Origin of the sequence: Alteromonas sp. BZK5 (genome assembly GCF_014349115.1) — a bacterium.
Classification (GTDB): Bacteria; Pseudomonadota; Gammaproteobacteria; order Enterobacterales; family Alteromonadaceae; genus Alteromonas; species Alteromonas macleodii.
Genome location: NZ_JACSOE010000080.1, coordinates 1 through 16,207, shown reverse-complemented (window position 1 = coordinate 16,207; position 16,207 = coordinate 1). Strand labels below are relative to the sequence as shown.

Sequence of the window (16,207 nt, the reverse complement as noted above, 5' to 3'; positions counted from 1 at the left end):
GCGCTAGAGTTTGCGATCGCTAGTGCAACAAAAAAGAAAAACGAAGGCGAAATTGAAGTTCGTGTAAGCATCGACAGAACGTCTGGTGACTTTGATACATTCCGTCGCTGGTTGGTTATCCCTGATGATCAAGAACAGGAAAACCCATTTGCTGAAATTACGATTTCTGCTGCACAAATCGACGAACCAGAGATACAACTCGGCGATTATGTGGAAGAACAGATTGAATCTATTAAATTCGACCGCATAACTACGCAGACCGCAAAGCAAGTGATTGTACAAAAAGTACGTGAAGCTGAGCGTCAGCAAATGATTGCTGAGTACGAAGACAAAGTAGGTGAGCTGGTTACAGGTACGGTTAAGAAAGTAAACCGCGACAACATCATCATCGACTTAGGTAACAACGCTGAAGGTGTTATCTACCGCGATGACATGCTTCCTCGTGAAACTTTCCGTCCGGGCGACCGTGTACGTGGCCTTCTTTACGTTATTCGTCCAGAAGCACGTGGCGCACAGCTATTTATTAGCCGTACGCACCCAGACATGCTAGTTGAGCTTTTCCGTCTGGAAGTACCAGAAATTGCGGAAGAGACACTAGAAATTAAATCTGCAGCGCGTGACCCAGGTTCTCGTGCAAAGATTGCGGTTAAAACTAATGACAAACGCTTAGACCCGGTTGGTGCGTGCGTTGGTATGCGTGGTTCACGTGTACAAGCCGTATCAGGGGAACTTGGCGGTGAACGTGTTGATATCGTGTTATGGGACGAAAACCCAGCGCAATTCGTTATCAATGCTATGGCTCCCGCCGAAGTGGCGTCAATCGTTGTTGATGAAGACAGCAACAGCATGGACGTAGCGGTTGAAGCAGACAACCTAGCACAGGCAATTGGCCGTAGTGGTCAAAACGTTCGCCTAGCTAGCCAGCTTACAGGCTGGGAACTTAACGTGATGACGGTTGAAGATCTCAACAAGAAGCATGAAGAAGAAAACGCGAAGGTACTTGATCTATTTACTGCTGGTTTGGACATTGACGAAGAGTTCGCGTCTGTCTTGGTAGATGAAGGCTTTACAACGTTAGAAGAAGTGGCATACGTGCCTGCAAGTGAGCTTCTAGCGGTTGAAGGGTTAGATGAAGAAATGGTTGAAGAGCTGCGCAACAGAGCGCGCGCTTTCCTAACCACGCGTGCACTGGCGAACGAAGAATCGCTTGAAGGTGCAGAGCCTACAGAAGCCTTATTAAATCTTGAAGGTATGAGTAAACACGTGGCCTATGTGTTGGCCAGCCGCGGTGTTACCGACCTGGAAGAATTAGCAGAACAAGGTACCGATGATATCAGTGATATCGATGAACTAGACGAAGAGAAAGCCGGTGCGTTAATCATGGCGGCTCGTAATATCGTATGGTTCAGTGAAGAAGAGTAAGGTCAACAGGGGGAAAATTACGTAATGGCAGATGTATCTATTGAAAAGCTCGCCAGCGACATTGGTACGACCGTTGACCGATTGGTTGGCCAGTTTAAAGACGCGGGTATCACTAAGAATGCCGGCGATCAGGTAAACGAAGACGAGAAACAAAAACTATTGGATCATTTAAGTAAGCAACACGGCAGCGCAGCTGAACCAACGCGTATGACACTTAAGCGTAAGACAACAAGCACGTTAAGTGTTGGTAAGTCTAAAGAAGTGAAAGTAGAAGTACGTAAAAAGCGCACTTACGTTAAGCGTAGCGATGTTGAAGAACAGCAGCGTCAAGCGGAAGAAGAGGCGAAGCGTCTTGAAGAAGAAGCACGTCTGAAGCGCGAAGCGGAAGAAAAAGCAGCAGCTGAAGCGAAAAAAGCCGCTGAGGAGAAAGCACGTAAAGCTGAAGAAGCTAAGAAAGCTGCTGAAGAAGAGCGTGCTCGTCGTGCGGAACAAGCGAAAAAAGAAGCTGAAGCACGTAAGGCCGACGAACCTGAGCTAACTGAAGCTGAAAAAGCGGAAGCTGAAGCGGCTCGTCAGGAAGAAGAACGTCTGCGCAAAGCGCAAGAAGAAGAAGCGCAGAAGAAGCTTGAAGAAGACGCGAAGAAAGCGGCTGATGAAGCGCGCAAACTTGCTGAAGAGAACGAGCGTCGCTGGAAGGAAGAAGAAGAGCGTCGTAAGAAAGAAGAAGCTGAAGAAGTTCACTTGCACTCTAACCGTTACGCGCAAGAAGCTGAAGACGAAGAAGACATGCAGGTTGAGCGTTCATCGCGCCGTCGTCGTAAGTCGAAGAAAAATGCGGGTGAGCATCTTAAGCAAGGCTTTAACAAGCCAGCTGCACCTGTAGAGCGTGTAGTTAAGCTTGGCGCAACCATCACAGTTGGCGAACTTGCAAGTAAACTTGCAATTAAGTCTAACGAAGTTATCAAAACGATGATGAAGATGGGCGAAATGGCAACCATTAACCAAGTACTAGACCAAGATACAGCGGTACTAGTAATTGAAGAAATGGGTCATAAGTACGAACTTGTTAACGACAACGCACTTGAAGATGAGTTGTTGGCAGATGGCACTGGCGGTGAAAAAACCACACGTGCACCTGTTGTAACCATCATGGGTCACGTTGACCACGGTAAAACGTCATTGCTTGACTACATTCGTCGCGCGAAAGTTGCAGACGGTGAAGCCGGTGGTATTACCCAGCACATTGGTGCATATAAAGTAGAAACAGAAAATGGCGAAATCACGTTCCTAGATACACCTGGACACGCCGCATTTACCGCAATGCGTGCTCGTGGTGCTACGGCGACGGATATCGTTATTCTTGTTGTTGCTGCAGATGACGGCGTAATGCCTCAAACGAAAGAAGCGGTACAGCACGCTCGTGCTGCTGGCGTACCTCTTATCGTTGCAGTGAACAAAATGGATAAAGAAACAGCTGATCCTGATCGCGTTAAAACTGAGCTATCTCAACTAGAAGTTATCTCAGAAGAGTGGGGCGGTGAGCACCAGTTCTGTAACGTTTCTGCGAAAACAGGTATGGGCGTAGACGAATTGCTTGAAGCTATCGTTCTACAAGCTGAAGTTCTTGACCTTAAAGCAGTAGCTGAAGGCCCGGGTCGCGGTATTGTTATTGAATCTCGCCTTGATAAAGGTCGTGGTCCAGTAGCATCTGTATTGGTTCAAGAAGGCCAATTACGCGCTGGTGACATCCTACTTTGTGGTGAAGAGTACGGCCGTGTTCGTGCAATGCGTGACGAAAACGGTAATGAAATTAAGATTGCTGGTCCTTCTACGCCTGTGGAAGTACTTGGTCTGTCTGGTGTTCCGGTAGCGGGTGAAGACGCAGCCGTTGTTAAAGACGAGCGTAAAGCGCGTGAAGTAGCAGCGAAACGTCATCAGAAGAAACGTGAACTTAAACTTGCTCGTCAGCAAAAAGCGAAACTTGAAAACATGTTTGCGAACATGGAATCAGGTGACGTTAGCGAACTTAACATCGTACTTAAAGCTGACGTACAGGGCTCTGTAGAAGCGATTTCTGAATCATTGGTTAAGCTTTCTACTTCTGAAGTAAAAGTGAATATTGTAGGTAGTGGTGTAGGTGGTATCACTGAAACTGACGCAACCCTTGCGGCTGCATCAGGCGCTATCGTACTAGGCTTTAACGTTCGTGCCGATGCTACAGCGCGTCGCGTACTAGAAGCTGAAGAAATTGATTTACGTTACTACAGCGTTATCTATAACCTAATTGACGAAGTGAAAGCGGCCATGAGTGGTATGCTTGCACCAGAATTCAAGCAGGAAATCATTGGTCTTGCAGAAGTACGTGACGTATTTAAGTCACCGAAACTGGGCGCAATTGCGGGCTGTATGGTTACTGAAGGTAACGTTAAGCGTAGCAACCCAATCCGTGTACTTCGCGACAACGTAGTAATTTACGAAGGTGAACTAGAGTCACTGCGTCGCTTTAAAGATGACGTACAAGAAGTACGTAACGGTATGGAATGTGGTATCGGCGTTAAGAACTACAACGACGTGAAAGTAGGCGACCAAATCGAGGTCTTCGAAATCGTTGAGGTTAAGCGCGAAATTTAATTGCCTTAGTTAATTCGGCATGTGAGAAACGGGGGCCGAGTGCTCCCGTTTTTGTCTGTATACAGCAAACAGACCTCGCGCATGCTCAGCGTTAAATAAGGAAAGGAGAGAATAATGGCCCGTGAATTTTCACGTACCGACAGAGTCGCTCAGCAAGTCCATAAAGAAGTGGCGAGCATTCTGCAAAATGAATACAAGCACCGCGTTGGCGACATGCCCTTGATCACGGTTTCTGACGTAGATGTGTCGCGCGACCTAGCGCATGCAAAAATCTTTGTGACTATCTACAACAGCACCGAAGAAGAAGGTAAAGCGCAAATTAAACAACTGGCAGAATACAAAAAGTTTATTCGCAGTATTCTAGCTAAACGTATTCGCATGCGCTCAGTGCCTGATCTTCACTTCTTTGAAGATAAGTCGATTGTTGAAGGTATGCGTATCTCTAATCTTGTGTCTCAGACCATCGCAAAAGATGAGTCAAAGCGCGATAAAGACGATCCACAAGAGCAGGAGTAAATGGCAAGACGTCGTAAAGGCCGTGAGATTAACGGCATAGTATTGCTTGATAAACCGCTTGGTGGGTCATCTAACCAACTGCTTCAAAAAGTGCGCTGGCTGTACAAAGCTGCGAAGGCTGGGCATACAGGCGCACTTGATCCACTTGCCAGTGGCATGTTGCCGCTCTGCTTGGGTGAAGCTACGAAGTTTTCTCAGTTTCTTCTGGATGCAGAAAAGACCTACGAGGTAACTGCTCAACTAGGTGTTCGCACCACCACGTCTGACGCCGATGGCGAAGTGGTTGAAGAAAAGCCTGTTGATGTAAGCGAAGAACAAGTACGTGATGCGTGCTTGGCGTTTCTAGGTAAGAGTAAACAAATCCCGTCCATGTTTTCAGCGCTTAAACATCAAGGTAAGCCGCTTTATCACTATGCACGTCAAGGTATAGAGATTGAGCGTGAACCCCGCGATATTGAAGTGTATGAATTAGATGTACTGCGTATAGAGCTTCCTTATGTAGAAATGCACATAAAATGCAGCAAAGGTACCTATATCCGCTCTATCGTGGATGATTTAGGTCAAAACCTTGGCTGTGGCGCCTATGTGACTCGCTTACATCGCACCGAAGTAGCAGACTATCCCACAGATAAAATGGTATCGCTGGATAAGTTAATTGAAATTCAGGAATCACTGGAAGACGGTGACTTTGAAGCGCTGGATGACTTATTAATTCCTATGGATACCGCCGTAAGTCGTTTGCCATTTGTGACGATCAACGACGCTGAAAGAAACCGTTTTGATAACGGTCAATCTGTAAAAGGGATTTGTAGCGAAGCGCTAAGTGAAGGCGTGTCTTACCGCGTTTACCATGGCGACGATACCAGTGGTATTTTCTTAGGCGTAGGGGAAGGGGTTCTTGACCCGAAAGACCAAGGTATCCCTAAACAAGAAGTGTTTGTTAACCCAAAACGTCGAGTTGTTTATCCATCGTAGCTGCGCCGGTAAATAAAGACGGTTTATGGCTTGCTAAGTCTGTAAACGTCATTATAATACGGCGCTCATTCCGCTTTGCTGAATTAGTGATCGGCGAAGCATTAATATTAGGAGAATGATATGTCACTAACTAAAGCAGAAACCGCAAAAATCATTGCTGAGTACGGCGTTAAAGAAGGCGACACTGGTTCACCAGAAGTTCAAGTTGCTTTGCTTACTCACAACATCAACAAGCTTCAAGGTCACTTTGCTGATCACAAGAAAGATCACCACTCACGTCGTGGTCTTCTACGTATGGTTAGCCAACGTCGTAAGCTTCTAGACTACCTTAAAGGCAAGAACGCAGAGCGTTACCTTGACCTTATCAAGCGTCTAGGTCTACGTCGATAAGACTAGGTTTCAAGAAAAGCGCCCAATGGGCGCTTTTTTTTTGCAAAAATGTACAGCGAAGTGCAATACACCCTAGTACATGTATGAAGCCATCCAATTAACTTTGTGTTTGTACTACGCGTTAGTTCGACGGTATGTTTTGCTTTTTATCTTCAAACATCCGCTCATCTGCAATAATGCTCGCTCATTTTGTAATTCTGTTTGCGACATCTTCGCAGAAAGAACGAAAGAGAAAAGGGAAGCAGATATTGCAATAACAACAGAAGCCACCACGAAAAATACATCGTAGTTAGCCAATATTTCAGCACTAGGGGGAAAATCCTTTACCGAAAAAAAATGATAATGTCCGTTTTTCAAAGTCTTAAATTGTCTTATCAATAAACTACTACTAAATGTAGTAGTTTCATTTATTTACGCAACTCAACTTTGCTCGCTGTTTTTGTAGAAGAGCGAACTACATTTTGCATAATAGTTAGTTCACGGCTTGTTAGGTTACGCCACTGGCCAGGTTTTAGTGAGCCGAGTTCAAGGTGCATGATTCGGGTTCGTTTTAGTTTGGTGACCTCGTACCCTAAAAACTCACACATTCTGCGGATTTGTCGATTAAGACCCTGAGTTAGAATAATGGTAAATGTATTTTTGCCCGTGGGTTTAACCACACAAGGCTTCGTTACGGTTCCTAAAATTGGTACTCCGCGAGACATACGGTTGACGAAGCGCTCACTGATTGGTTGGTTAACCGTAACTTCGTATTCTTTGTCATGAGCATTTTCAGCGCGCAGGATCTTGTTCACGATGTCCCCATCGCTGGTTAAAATGATTAAGCCTTCCGATGGTTTGTCTAACCTTCCTACGGGGAAAATACGTTCCTTGTGACCGATAGCGTCAATAATGTTGCCTTTGACATGACGCTCAGTTGTACAGGTGATACCAATGGGTTTGTTATAGACAATATATACGCGATCTGACTTGTCTGAGGCAACGGCACCTACAACTTTACCGTCTACCTTTACAGTGTCACCAGGCCCCACTTTCGTACCCAGTTCAGGTGGTTGGTTATTAACGGTAACGCGATTTTGCTCAATGAGTTTATCCGCTTCACGGCGAGAACACAGGCCAGTGTCGCTAATATATTTATTTAAACGTTTGGGCGCTTGCTCACTCATTGCGCATTAGGTCCTATATATTTCAAAAGAGGGCAATATTATCACGGCAAAAAGAAAGGGGCGATTCGCCCCTTTCTTTTTTATGCGTTAAACCGTGGTTTTTATTCTCGGTTGTATACTATTGCAACAGACTTAATCTGGTTTACTGGTTACCTGCAGCTGAAGGAGCCGAACCACTTCCACCCGTTGAACCACCGCTAGATACTACTTTGGTTGCTATATCGCGAATTTCGTTTTCCAAACTGGTAATGCGGCCAGATAAGGTCGTATTGCGTTGCTCTAACACAGACAGTTTGTCGGTTAAATTGCGTACGCTTTGCTGAGCGCTTTGTTTATCGCTTGCTGCTTGCTCAAGTTGAACATTAACAGCGAGCAGTTCATCAGCTAACGAAGCAAGTTGATTCTTAACCGAGCCAATGGCCGCTGCTTGCGATTTTACATTTTCTGAAACTGAGTTGATGTTCTTATTCAAGGCGTTTTGAACGTTACCTACGCGGTCGCCAAGATCAGCAATCTCTTGTTGATTACGACGCCAAGCTGACGCCCACAACTTATCCATTTGTTCCCAAAGCTCGTTTGTCTTGTTGGTTAGCTCAGTAACTTTAACTTGCAGGGCAACAGTAGATTCACCAATTTCTTCACCTGTAGCAGATAACTTGTTTTCTAACTGTAATATGCGCTGCTCCGCTTGCTCAGCAACCACTTTTTGTTGCTCAAGCATGGTGTACAGGTAATAGCAACCACCACAGGCGGCTAAGGCGATGACGGCAACGAATACAACCCAGATTCCATTACCGTTTCCACCACCAGAGGGTTGGCGGTTTGCTGATGGGGCAGATGAAGGTGGAGGCGTTGCTTTTGTTGGCGCCGCCTGACGTTTTGTTTGGTAATCACGACGGTCTTCTTCATCCAATCTAATGGTTGGAAACTCATCGTTTTTCGAATTATTTGCCATAGTAAATTTATAATCTCGTTATGTAGTACTAACTTCATCGCATTTAGATGCTTTAACTCAATAAGAAGACAGCACATTTATATTTGCGCGCTAAAGCATGTTATCGCTAAATTAAAGGAAATTCTACGGCTTATGCTCAATGTCAATTATACATAAGCCATAAAATCCGAGAATTTCCTTAAAGCGTAGCGCTACTGCTTATCGCCGATCCATTCAACGCGATACAAATCTCGTCTTCTATCAAGATAATTCCGCACAGAGCCTTCATTTTGAAGCTTAGTGAGTTTATCCAAATCCAAATCAACAATGAGCGTCATTTCTGTGTTTGGCGTGGTCTCAGAGACAATTGCGTCATGTGGGAACGCGAAATCACTTGGCGAGAAAACCGCGGTTTGCCCATATTGAATATCTACGTTGTCCACTTTGGGTAAGTTACCTACGCTACCTGCAATTGCCACGTAGCATTCGTTTTCAATAGCGCGGGCCTGCGCACAGCGTCGCACGCGCAAATAACCGTTTTTGGTATCTGTCCAGAAGGGGACAAACAAAATTTGCATTTCCTGATCGGCAAGAATACGCGCAAGCTCTGGAAACTCCACGTCATAGCAGATCAAAACGCCGATTTTGCCGAAGTCGGTATCAAATGTCTTAAGGCTGTTTCCGCCTTTCATTATCCAATCTTCTTTTTCGTGAGGTGTTGGATGAAGCTTATACTGGCTTTCAATCGTGCCGTCGCGTTTGCAAATGTAGCTGACGTTATAGAGCTCTTCCTCTTCTACCACAGGCATAGAACCTGCGATAATCGTAATATTGTACGATACGGCCAAATGAGACACGGCAGTTAAAATCTCATCGGTATAGGTCGCTAAATGCCAAATTGCATCAATTGATGAATCTGACGGGCTCAGGCCCATTAACGGCGCGTTAAAAAACTCAGGGAACAGGGCAACGTCGCAAGAATAGTCAGACAAGGCATCGACGAAGTACTCTACTTGTTGTAAAAGCTCTTCTACATTATTGAAGTAACGCATTTGCCATTGAATACATCCGATTCGTGCGCTGGTCTTCCTGCTGGCGATGAGCGAAGGCGTGCCCGGTTCATAATAAATATTGTGCCACTGAAGTAGCGTCGCATAACCCTGTGAGGCTTCATCCTCTGGAAGGTAAGCCGACATGACTTGCTTGACTTCAAATCCATTTGAAAGTTGAAAAGTTAAAATGGGGTCGTAGATGTCTTTGAGCTTGACTTGCTCAATGTATTCATAAGGCGACAGCTCATGCGCATGGTTTTTATAGTTCGGGATTCGACCGCCCGCCATAATGGATTTTAGATTCAAGTTACGACAGAGCTCTTTACGTGCTTCGTAGAGACGACGACCAAGGCGTAGACCTCGATACTCGGGTGAAACAATTACCTCAACACCATAAAGCACATCACCGTTAGGATCGTGTGTGGTCAAATAAGCATCACCCGTAATTTCATCGTAGCTGTGTTTATCCCCAAACTGGTCATAATCTACAATCACTGAAATGGCGAAAGCGACCACTTTGCCTTTATCTTCAATACATATTTGCCCATCGGGAAATGTAGTAACTTGGGCTTTATAGTTAGAGTAAGGCCATGCGCCTCCAACGTTGGCGTATACCTCATCCATTAACGCTTTAACATCGTTGTAGTCGTCCAGTCTCAAATTTCTTAAGTCTAGATGATGTTCCGTTTCTTCTATTTGTGTTTGATCTTGACTCATGGGTTACTCTTTTTGCTAAAAATTTTAATACGTACATTGCGTATATCTTTACTAAACCGCCTTGCCATGCGTTTTTCAACTGTTAATTACAATCCGTATGTGCAGACGTAATGGCAACGGAAACAAGGGCAGAAGAAAAGTCTCTCAATCAACTCTCTTAAAATATACACTTCGGTTTACTTATTGATTTAGTTTACCTTTACCGTCATTTGCTCACTTTAAAATTAATATTAAATAAGCAAGAAGCGTGCGACTTCTTAACGACAAATAATTTTTCTTTTATCGATAAAAAAATAGCGCGGAAAATGCGTGGTGATGCAATTGCTATAGGATTCAACCCCGCGTATAAGTTCGCTAGTTTTTTAACGTACACAACCCGCTCCTAACTACACGATTAGTTAACCGCTCAAAGGTAGAAATGCTCTGATGAATAGAGAACAACTTGCGTCGTATCAGCCTCTTCACGTTTTCGATGAAGCCATATTTGAAAATATCGTCGATGACTTAGTCACGAAAGGCTTTTCTATTCAAGAGCATGGTTTACCTGATTTCATTACACAAGCACTTTTGGCCTGCCAGCGTTCAATCTCTGAAGCTGAATATCAAGCGGCAGGTATTGGTCGCGCAGAGAATTATCAAAAGGCTGAAAAAGTTAGAGGGGACGAGATTTGCTGGATTACAGGTTCATCTAGCGAAGGCGCTTTGTGGCTTTCGTGGTGTGAAGCCATGCAGCAGTATGTAAATCGTTCGCTCTTTATGGGGCTTTTTTCTTTTGAAAGTCATTTTGCCTGCTATGAGCCGGGTAAATTTTACAAACGCCATGTAGATGCGTTTAAAGGTCAGGGCAATCGCGTGTTGTCTTTAGTCGCCTATTTGAATGACGAATGGACTTCAGAAGATGGGGGAGAACTCGTGCTCTACACTGATGAAAGTGATCTAATTGGAACAAGGGTGCTGCCAACGAAAGGTACTTTCGTTGTCTTTTTGAGCGAACAATTCCCTCATGAAGTATTACCTGCTGCCCGCAGCCGTCACTCGGTTGCAGGTTGGTTTAGGGTTAACGGAAGCGTTAACGACGCGATTGATCCGCCTCGATAAAAGCACTAATCACGTTGTGAAACGCACGTGTATCTAAAAACCAAGACTTATGTATAATAAGTTTAGGCTGTATGCGCGCTATTATTACAAAACTGGTTTGAATTATGGGCCAGCTCCTCTCGCGCACAGCTCGCGCAACATTGTGCCGTCGCAATAGCAAGTATTCTATTACGACGCTTAGGGAAAAGACGTTAGAAGTGATTGGTAAATGCTGGAAAAAATACCTGCCCCAACCCCAAGAGAAGAATTACATGTGCTGGTTATCGATAACCAGGGGCTTGTACATGATGTAGTGTCATCAGCTTTGCATGAAATTGGAATAAAAAACGTAAGCAGTGCTTTTAATGCCTTTCACGCGAAAAGGTTATGTGCTGCAAGACAATACGACTTTGTTTTACTGGCGTTTAACGTCAGTCACGACAAAGATGGCTTTCACCTTTTTGAAGAATTAAAACACCTCAATCACATCAACGACACCACCACGGTCATTTTTCTCAGTGCAGAGACATCGCCTGAATTGGTTAATTGTATTGTTGAATTGCAACCGGATGACTTTTGGGTCAAACCTCTTCAGCGCAACAAAATTGAGCTGCGTTTGGAATACCTTATCCAAATAAGGTTAAAGCTACATAAAATGCTTCATTGTATGCAGGTGGGGGACTATTCCACCGCTATGTACTATGCAGAGCGCCAGTTAAAAGATCCTTCGCTATCGGAGTATCACACCAGAATTAAACGCTTAATTGGTGATTGCTTATTGCAGCTTCGCGATTATCAAACTGCGGAAGACTACTTTAGAGGCTTATTGCAGAGCATGGATCATGCGTGGGTTCACATTGGTTTAACCCGGTCGTTGCTTCGACAAGATGAATTAGAAGAAGCGCAGCTACTGGTTGATGACTTATTGCAGCGCCACGACACGCGATTCTTAACCTTTGACTTGCTTGCCCAGTATTTCATAGAGAAAGAGCAGTTCGATATTGCCTACGAACAAATGAAAGAGGCGAGTAGGCTAGCACCTCGCAATATTGAGCGTAACAAACGGTTATGGGATCTTGCTCGATTGAACCACGATAAGGTGGGGCAACTTTCAGCCGTTCAAAATATGGCAAAGTTCGCTAAAAATTCTATCCATGACTCACCTCAGCTAACGCTCAATGTTATTCGTTCAACCATTGATTTAGCCACAAGCCTTGGCAGTACAGAAGGCGAACGCTATATGAAACGCGCAGAATCTGAACTGGAAGAATTGAAACAACAAAAGGGCATGCAGTCTCAGCTTGGCGAGCAGATTGACGTCGTAAAAGCGCGTGTCTTGTGCTTGCGAGACGACAAAAAAGGGGCTGAAAAGTTGATGAAGGATCGTTCGGCATCTACCGACGGCCTCTCGATGGAAGATAGCCTCGATAAAATGAAAGCATTTCACGAGTTAGGAATGCGTGAACACTGTGTGAGTATTTTGGATAAGCTTAGAAAGCAAATTGAAGGGGACACGTTTACTTCTCAAGTGGTAAATGAATACCTGAATCAAGAGTCGATTGAACGTACTGAAATTCAATTTACCACAAAAGAGCTTAAGCAAATGGCTGCGGTTAACTACAAAGAGAACCGGTTGTCGCCAGCTTTCAACAATTTACGCCAGGCACTAACACTGTCGCCTAAAGACAAACAAGTTGCACTGAGCTTGTTAAAAGTTATTACTCAAATCCACTTAGGGGATAATTTAACAGACGAGCAGATGGAAGCGGCCCATAAAGCGGCGAAGCTTCTTTTAAGTAGTGACTTGTCGCCAACCCAGGCTGAAAAGCGGGATCAGTACATAAGCCGAATAGGTATAGAAGTGGACGACAGTAACGCTGCTGACTTAGTTGGTGTGGTGGCTGTTAAAGCATAACGGTTACTACACAGACTGTCATTGGAAAGAGTACCAATAAAAAAGCTGCCTCCATTGAGGCAGCTTTTTTTATGTGAATGAAGCACGCCCGTTAAGCGTGGACTTCATTCTTTCACTTTTTATTTCTTAGCAGTAGTCGAACGACGACGAAAGCCAATCGCTGCAGCTAGCAGGGCAAGAATTCCTCCCATTGCTCCACCTGAGCTATCATTGTTTTCTTCTTCCTCTTCAACTACGTCTGCTTGTAGGTCAAAGGTTGCGATGAATGGGTCGTGATCTGAGCTTCTAAATGGACCAACATCAGTAAAGGCGTAACCGTCTTCATCTGGGTAATAACGAAGCGCTTGATCGTACTGCAACTGGTAAGCTTCAACAGAGTTGATGTTCCAGTGAGCACCGTCAATGGCGTCTGCAAGCATGGCTTCACTTGCTAGTACGTGATCTAAACTACCCACCTGTTCAGTTCCGTAGAACCAATATGAGAAGCCTTCTGCATCAAACTCTTCAGCCAAGTTGTGATAGCCGAAGCTAGACTCTACGTCCACTGACGAGCCTTCATCCATACCTGTATTGACCGCAGTCGTAATAGTGTATCCACGAGACTCAGGTGTGTAATCGGTGAGTACAGCTACTGGATCTTCAGCGCTATAAGCGTTTAAGTCGCCTAAGATTACCTTGCGCTCAGGCAGGCTCTCATCACTTAATGCGTTGCCTAATGTGATAGCTGCCGATACCCGAAGTGCGTTACAGCTACCCTGAATCGTGGTGATTTCAGACGGCGCTTCTGCCACATCTTCTGCACACTGTGAACCTTTTGATTTAAAGTGATTCACGGCAACAAGGAACGATTTGCTGCTTTCAGTATGTACAAACGATTGAAGAAGGCTTGGGCGCATGCGTGCCAGGCTATCTTCATCAATTTGTTGCTCTGGCATAGCAACTACCATGGCATCATTTTCTGGCGTCACTACTGCAGCTTTGTATAACAAGCCTACAGTAATCGCATCCGTACCAATTTCACTACCATCACTGGTTGCGATGAATGAGTATTGCTCGGTTTCACCAAGTTCGGCGTTAATAGCATTAACTAGAGATTGGATAGCACTATCTTCGCCAAAACCATCGTTTTCGATTTCCATCAAACCGACAACGTCTGCGTTAAGGTTAACGATAGCTTCAACGATACGACCCTGTTGCAATTCAAACGCCACTTCATCGTCTGCGCCGCGGTTTTCGTCATAATCGAAAGTTACGTCGCCATTTGCATCTACTTCACCATTAAAGTAGTTAAGCACGTTGAACGTAGCAATAGATAGGTTGCCTTCTGTAACCACTGGGTTTGCTTCGCGAGAAGACGTTACTTCGATAACGTCGCTTGGATTAATTCTGTAAGTGCCAAAACTGTAGTTGAGTGGGCCAGCAGCAGAAACCGAATCACCAATGCGAATGGCATTAGCGTAGCTGAAAGTAGGGAAGTAATTAAGAGCATCTGGGTACTGCGAGCTGCTGTTATCTTCGATTGTAAGAAGGCTTGTCTCGCTCGCTTCTTCTGCCGCAGTATAAGCTTCAGACAGAGGCGCAGCTACGTCGCTTGGTTGGCGTTTAATTGTATCGCTAACAACGATTTCACCAAAACGCCACAGGTTGTTTGTACTCGTCACTGTTGCATCAGTCACGCTAACAACCATACCTTCAACGGTTTCAAGGTCAAGTTCGTACGGCATAGAAAGTTCTACCGCTGCTACAGCATCCGCTGTACCACAATCAAGTGCAGCCACATCACTATCCATAGCAAGTGTGGTCATACCGTAGTTTTCTTCTACTTCACCGTAAAGGCGAACCAGGTTACCTGTTTCAACGTCAACAGAACCTTCTACAAATAAGCCTTCAGACGTGGCGTCGTCAGCGTCGTAATCAGACGCTTCTTCTTGGACAAAGAAGCCGCCAGCACGTGTGCCAGTTGCAATAGCTTCAATTATAACGTTATTGCCAACTTCAGCAGAGCTGCTTTCACTGCCCTGTATAGCACTAATAAGTGTCGCGTCTGCACCGCAAATACCTAGCTCAACAGCAGGCTCTTCTGGAACTTCTACAACGTCACCGCCACCTTCAGTGGTAAATGTACCCGCTGGAAAAGGCGTTGCAGCGTCAGTGTTAGTGGTCGAGCCATCAAGCGCGTCAACACCACTGTAAGTCCAGTTAGATGCTTCGAAACTGCCGCCATTTGCTGTTTGACCTGACGTACGGTATGCCCAACCGTCTAGGTACTCCCATGTGGTGCCACTACCGTCGGTGTTGATATCGCCAAACGTGTCAATAACGCTGCCATCTTTAAATAGCTCAATAGCGTCGTCACCATTAATACCCATTGATGAAGTATCGTAGTCTGGTGCAGAACCGAAAAACGCAGTAAATCCATCAATTTCTGATGCTACGTAGATATAAGTACCAGCGCTTGCAGACGCACCAGCTGGAAACGTAAACTCTTCGCCATCAGTACCGCCGCCGTTGTTTGCAGTTCCAAGGGCATAGGTAGATAAATCTGCTATGTCATTGACTACGAAAAGTTCAACTGCTTTTGGAACACCACCGCTTAACGGTCCATCGATAACACCACTAATGACTAAATCGTTAGCTTGGATGGCGGTTGAAGAAAGTGCAGAAATGATTCCTGCAGATAGTAAAGTTAATGATGTTTTCACGTCATTTTCCCTTTGTAGTTTTCATTATTTTTAATTCACATAATTACTGCTTCTGCTTTTGCCGAAATAGAAAAAACAGAGTGATATGTGAAGCGCAATTTTCTTATTGCTTGAACTACACTAAGGGCATTTGTAATGGATAGGAATGACTTAACCTTATTCAAGCTGTTTTTAAAATAATGCTTAAATATCAATCTCTTACAATCTGCAGGTAAGTTTACTCATACCTTTAACTCTTAACCAAAAGCTAATATAGGTGTTAAGTAATGCTATCGACACGTCTATGACAACAGTTCGCCTTGTAAAAAATACGCTTTTTACTGATATCTTTATTTCAGCGCACGAGTGAACAGCGCATGGTCATCAACTACTTGTTCTGTATAAAGATTTGCTATTTTTACGAGCAGGCTTTTTACTTGAGAAAAAGACGTTGATGCTGACGACGCGAATCGTGTACTTCTTCTTCCGCCTCGGCAGTGAGCTAGCGCAAGGCTATACCCGCACAATTCGGCAAGATACCAATCCGCACAGATAATCACCCACGCAGCGAGATTTAAAATGTTCGTAATCGCGGCGTGTTGCCGCAGGTATAGTGGCTCTACATCAAGGTAACACAACAAAGAGTACGGACATTTTAAACTCGCCCTTCGGGAAGGTCTGGCAAGCTTCCTAGCTTCATTCTGGGAATTTGAAAGGGAACAGCCATTCCT

At 44.8% G+C, this 16,207-nt stretch carries 12 protein-coding genes; 7 read left to right on the top strand and 5 right to left on the bottom strand.

What is annotated here, in order from left to right; all coding sequences use genetic code 11:
* The 5 genes from nusA to rpsO form a co-directional block, all read left to right on the top strand.
* On the top strand, positions 1-1,422 hold a 1,422-nt coding region (gene nusA / locus BIZ39_RS17415; protein WP_187447575.1), incomplete at its 5' end, for a transcription termination factor NusA.
* A gap of 24 nt (positions 1,423-1,446) precedes the next feature.
* The gene (gene infB, locus BIZ39_RS17410) at positions 1,447-4,053 is read left to right on the top strand and encodes a translation initiation factor IF-2 (protein ID WP_014949256.1); all 2,607 of its coding nucleotides are present in this window, start codon (positions 1,447-1,449) and stop codon (positions 4,051-4,053) included.
* A gap of 114 nt (positions 4,054-4,167) precedes the next feature.
* On the top strand, positions 4,168-4,569 hold the full coding sequence (gene rbfA, locus BIZ39_RS17405) for a 30S ribosome-binding factor RbfA (protein WP_014949257.1): 402 nt from the start codon (positions 4,168-4,170) through the stop codon (positions 4,567-4,569).
* Positions 4,570-5,544 (top strand): tRNA pseudouridine(55) synthase TruB, encoded by a 975-nt coding sequence (gene truB, locus BIZ39_RS17400; RefSeq protein ID WP_187447574.1) that lies wholly within the window; start codon positions 4,570-4,572, stop codon positions 5,542-5,544.
* 120 nt (positions 5,545-5,664) lie between these two features.
* A complete protein-coding gene (rpsO, locus tag BIZ39_RS17395; protein ID WP_012518257.1) occupies positions 5,665-5,934 on the top strand; it encodes a 30S ribosomal protein S15 in 270 nt (89 codons plus the stop codon).
* Between the two features lie 407 nt (positions 5,935-6,341).
* Here the strand turns inward: rpsO and rluF are convergent, their stop codons facing one another.
* The 3 genes from rluF to BIZ39_RS17380 all read right to left on the bottom strand — a co-directional run bounded on the left by rluF (position 6,342) and on the right by BIZ39_RS17380 (position 9,803).
* Positions 6,342-7,100, bottom strand: a complete 759-nt coding sequence (rluF, locus tag BIZ39_RS17390) for a 23S rRNA pseudouridine(2604) synthase RluF (RefSeq protein WP_187447573.1) — start codon at positions 7,098-7,100, stop codon at positions 6,342-6,344.
* Positions 7,101-7,242: 142 nt separating this feature from the next.
* Positions 7,243-8,055 carry a hypothetical protein gene (locus BIZ39_RS17385; RefSeq protein WP_039229603.1) on the bottom strand — a complete coding sequence of 271 codons (813 nt, stop codon included), beginning with the start codon at positions 8,053-8,055 and terminating at the stop codon, positions 7,243-7,245.
* 191 nt (positions 8,056-8,246) lie between these two features.
* Complete coding sequence (locus BIZ39_RS17380; RefSeq protein ID WP_014949262.1) at positions 8,247-9,803, bottom strand: bifunctional GNAT family N-acetyltransferase/carbon-nitrogen hydrolase family protein; 1,557 nt, start codon at positions 9,801-9,803, stop codon at positions 8,247-8,249.
* Positions 9,804-10,229: 426 nt separating this feature from the next.
* Between BIZ39_RS17380 and BIZ39_RS17375 the strand changes: the two genes are divergently transcribed.
* Positions 10,230-10,901 (top strand): 2OG-Fe(II) oxygenase, encoded by a 672-nt coding sequence (locus BIZ39_RS17375; protein ID WP_187447572.1) that lies wholly within the window; start codon positions 10,230-10,232, stop codon positions 10,899-10,901.
* Between the two features lie 208 nt (positions 10,902-11,109).
* A complete protein-coding gene (locus BIZ39_RS17370) occupies positions 11,110-12,795 on the top strand; it encodes a response regulator (protein ID WP_187447571.1) in 1,686 nt (561 codons plus the stop codon).
* A 119-nt stretch (positions 12,796-12,914) separates the two neighbouring features.
* Here the strand turns inward: BIZ39_RS17370 and BIZ39_RS17365 are convergent, their stop codons facing one another.
* Both BIZ39_RS17365 and BIZ39_RS22345 read right to left on the bottom strand, forming a co-directional pair.
* Entirely contained in the window at positions 12,915-15,497 is a 2,583-nt protein-coding gene (locus tag BIZ39_RS17365; RefSeq protein WP_187447570.1) for an ExeM/NucH family extracellular endonuclease, read from the bottom strand.
* 329 nt (positions 15,498-15,826) lie between these two features.
* Positions 15,827-16,114 (bottom strand): DUF2252 domain-containing protein, encoded by a 288-nt coding sequence (locus tag BIZ39_RS22345; RefSeq protein WP_262385799.1) that lies wholly within the window; start codon positions 16,112-16,114, stop codon positions 15,827-15,829.
* Between the last annotated feature and the right edge of the window lie 93 nt (positions 16,115-16,207).

Bases quoted from the DNA above. Each gene is read 5' to 3' on its own strand.
- BIZ39_RS17385 (WP_039229603.1), bottom strand. From the start codon at position 8,055: ATGGCAAATAATTCGAAAAACGATGAGTTTCCAACCATTAGATTGGAT.
- infB (WP_014949256.1), top strand. From the start codon at position 1,447: ATGGCAGATGTATCTATTGAAAAGCTCGCCAGCGACATTGGTACGACC.
- BIZ39_RS17375 (WP_187447572.1), top strand. From the start codon at position 10,230: ATGAATAGAGAACAACTTGCGTCGTATCAGCCTCTTCACGTTTTCGAT.
- rpsO (WP_012518257.1), top strand. From the start codon at position 5,665: ATGTCACTAACTAAAGCAGAAACCGCAAAAATCATTGCTGAGTACGGC.
- truB (WP_187447574.1), top strand. From the start codon at position 4,570: ATGGCAAGACGTCGTAAAGGCCGTGAGATTAACGGCATAGTATTGCTT.
- BIZ39_RS17370 (WP_187447571.1), top strand. From the start codon at position 11,110: ATGCTGGAAAAAATACCTGCCCCAACCCCAAGAGAAGAATTACATGTG.
- rbfA (WP_014949257.1), top strand. From the start codon at position 4,168: ATGGCCCGTGAATTTTCACGTACCGACAGAGTCGCTCAGCAAGTCCAT.
- rluF (WP_187447573.1), bottom strand. From the start codon at position 7,100: ATGAGTGAGCAAGCGCCCAAACGTTTAAATAAATATATTAGCGACACT.
- BIZ39_RS17380 (WP_014949262.1), bottom strand. From the start codon at position 9,803: ATGAGTCAAGATCAAACACAAATAGAAGAAACGGAACATCATCTAGAC.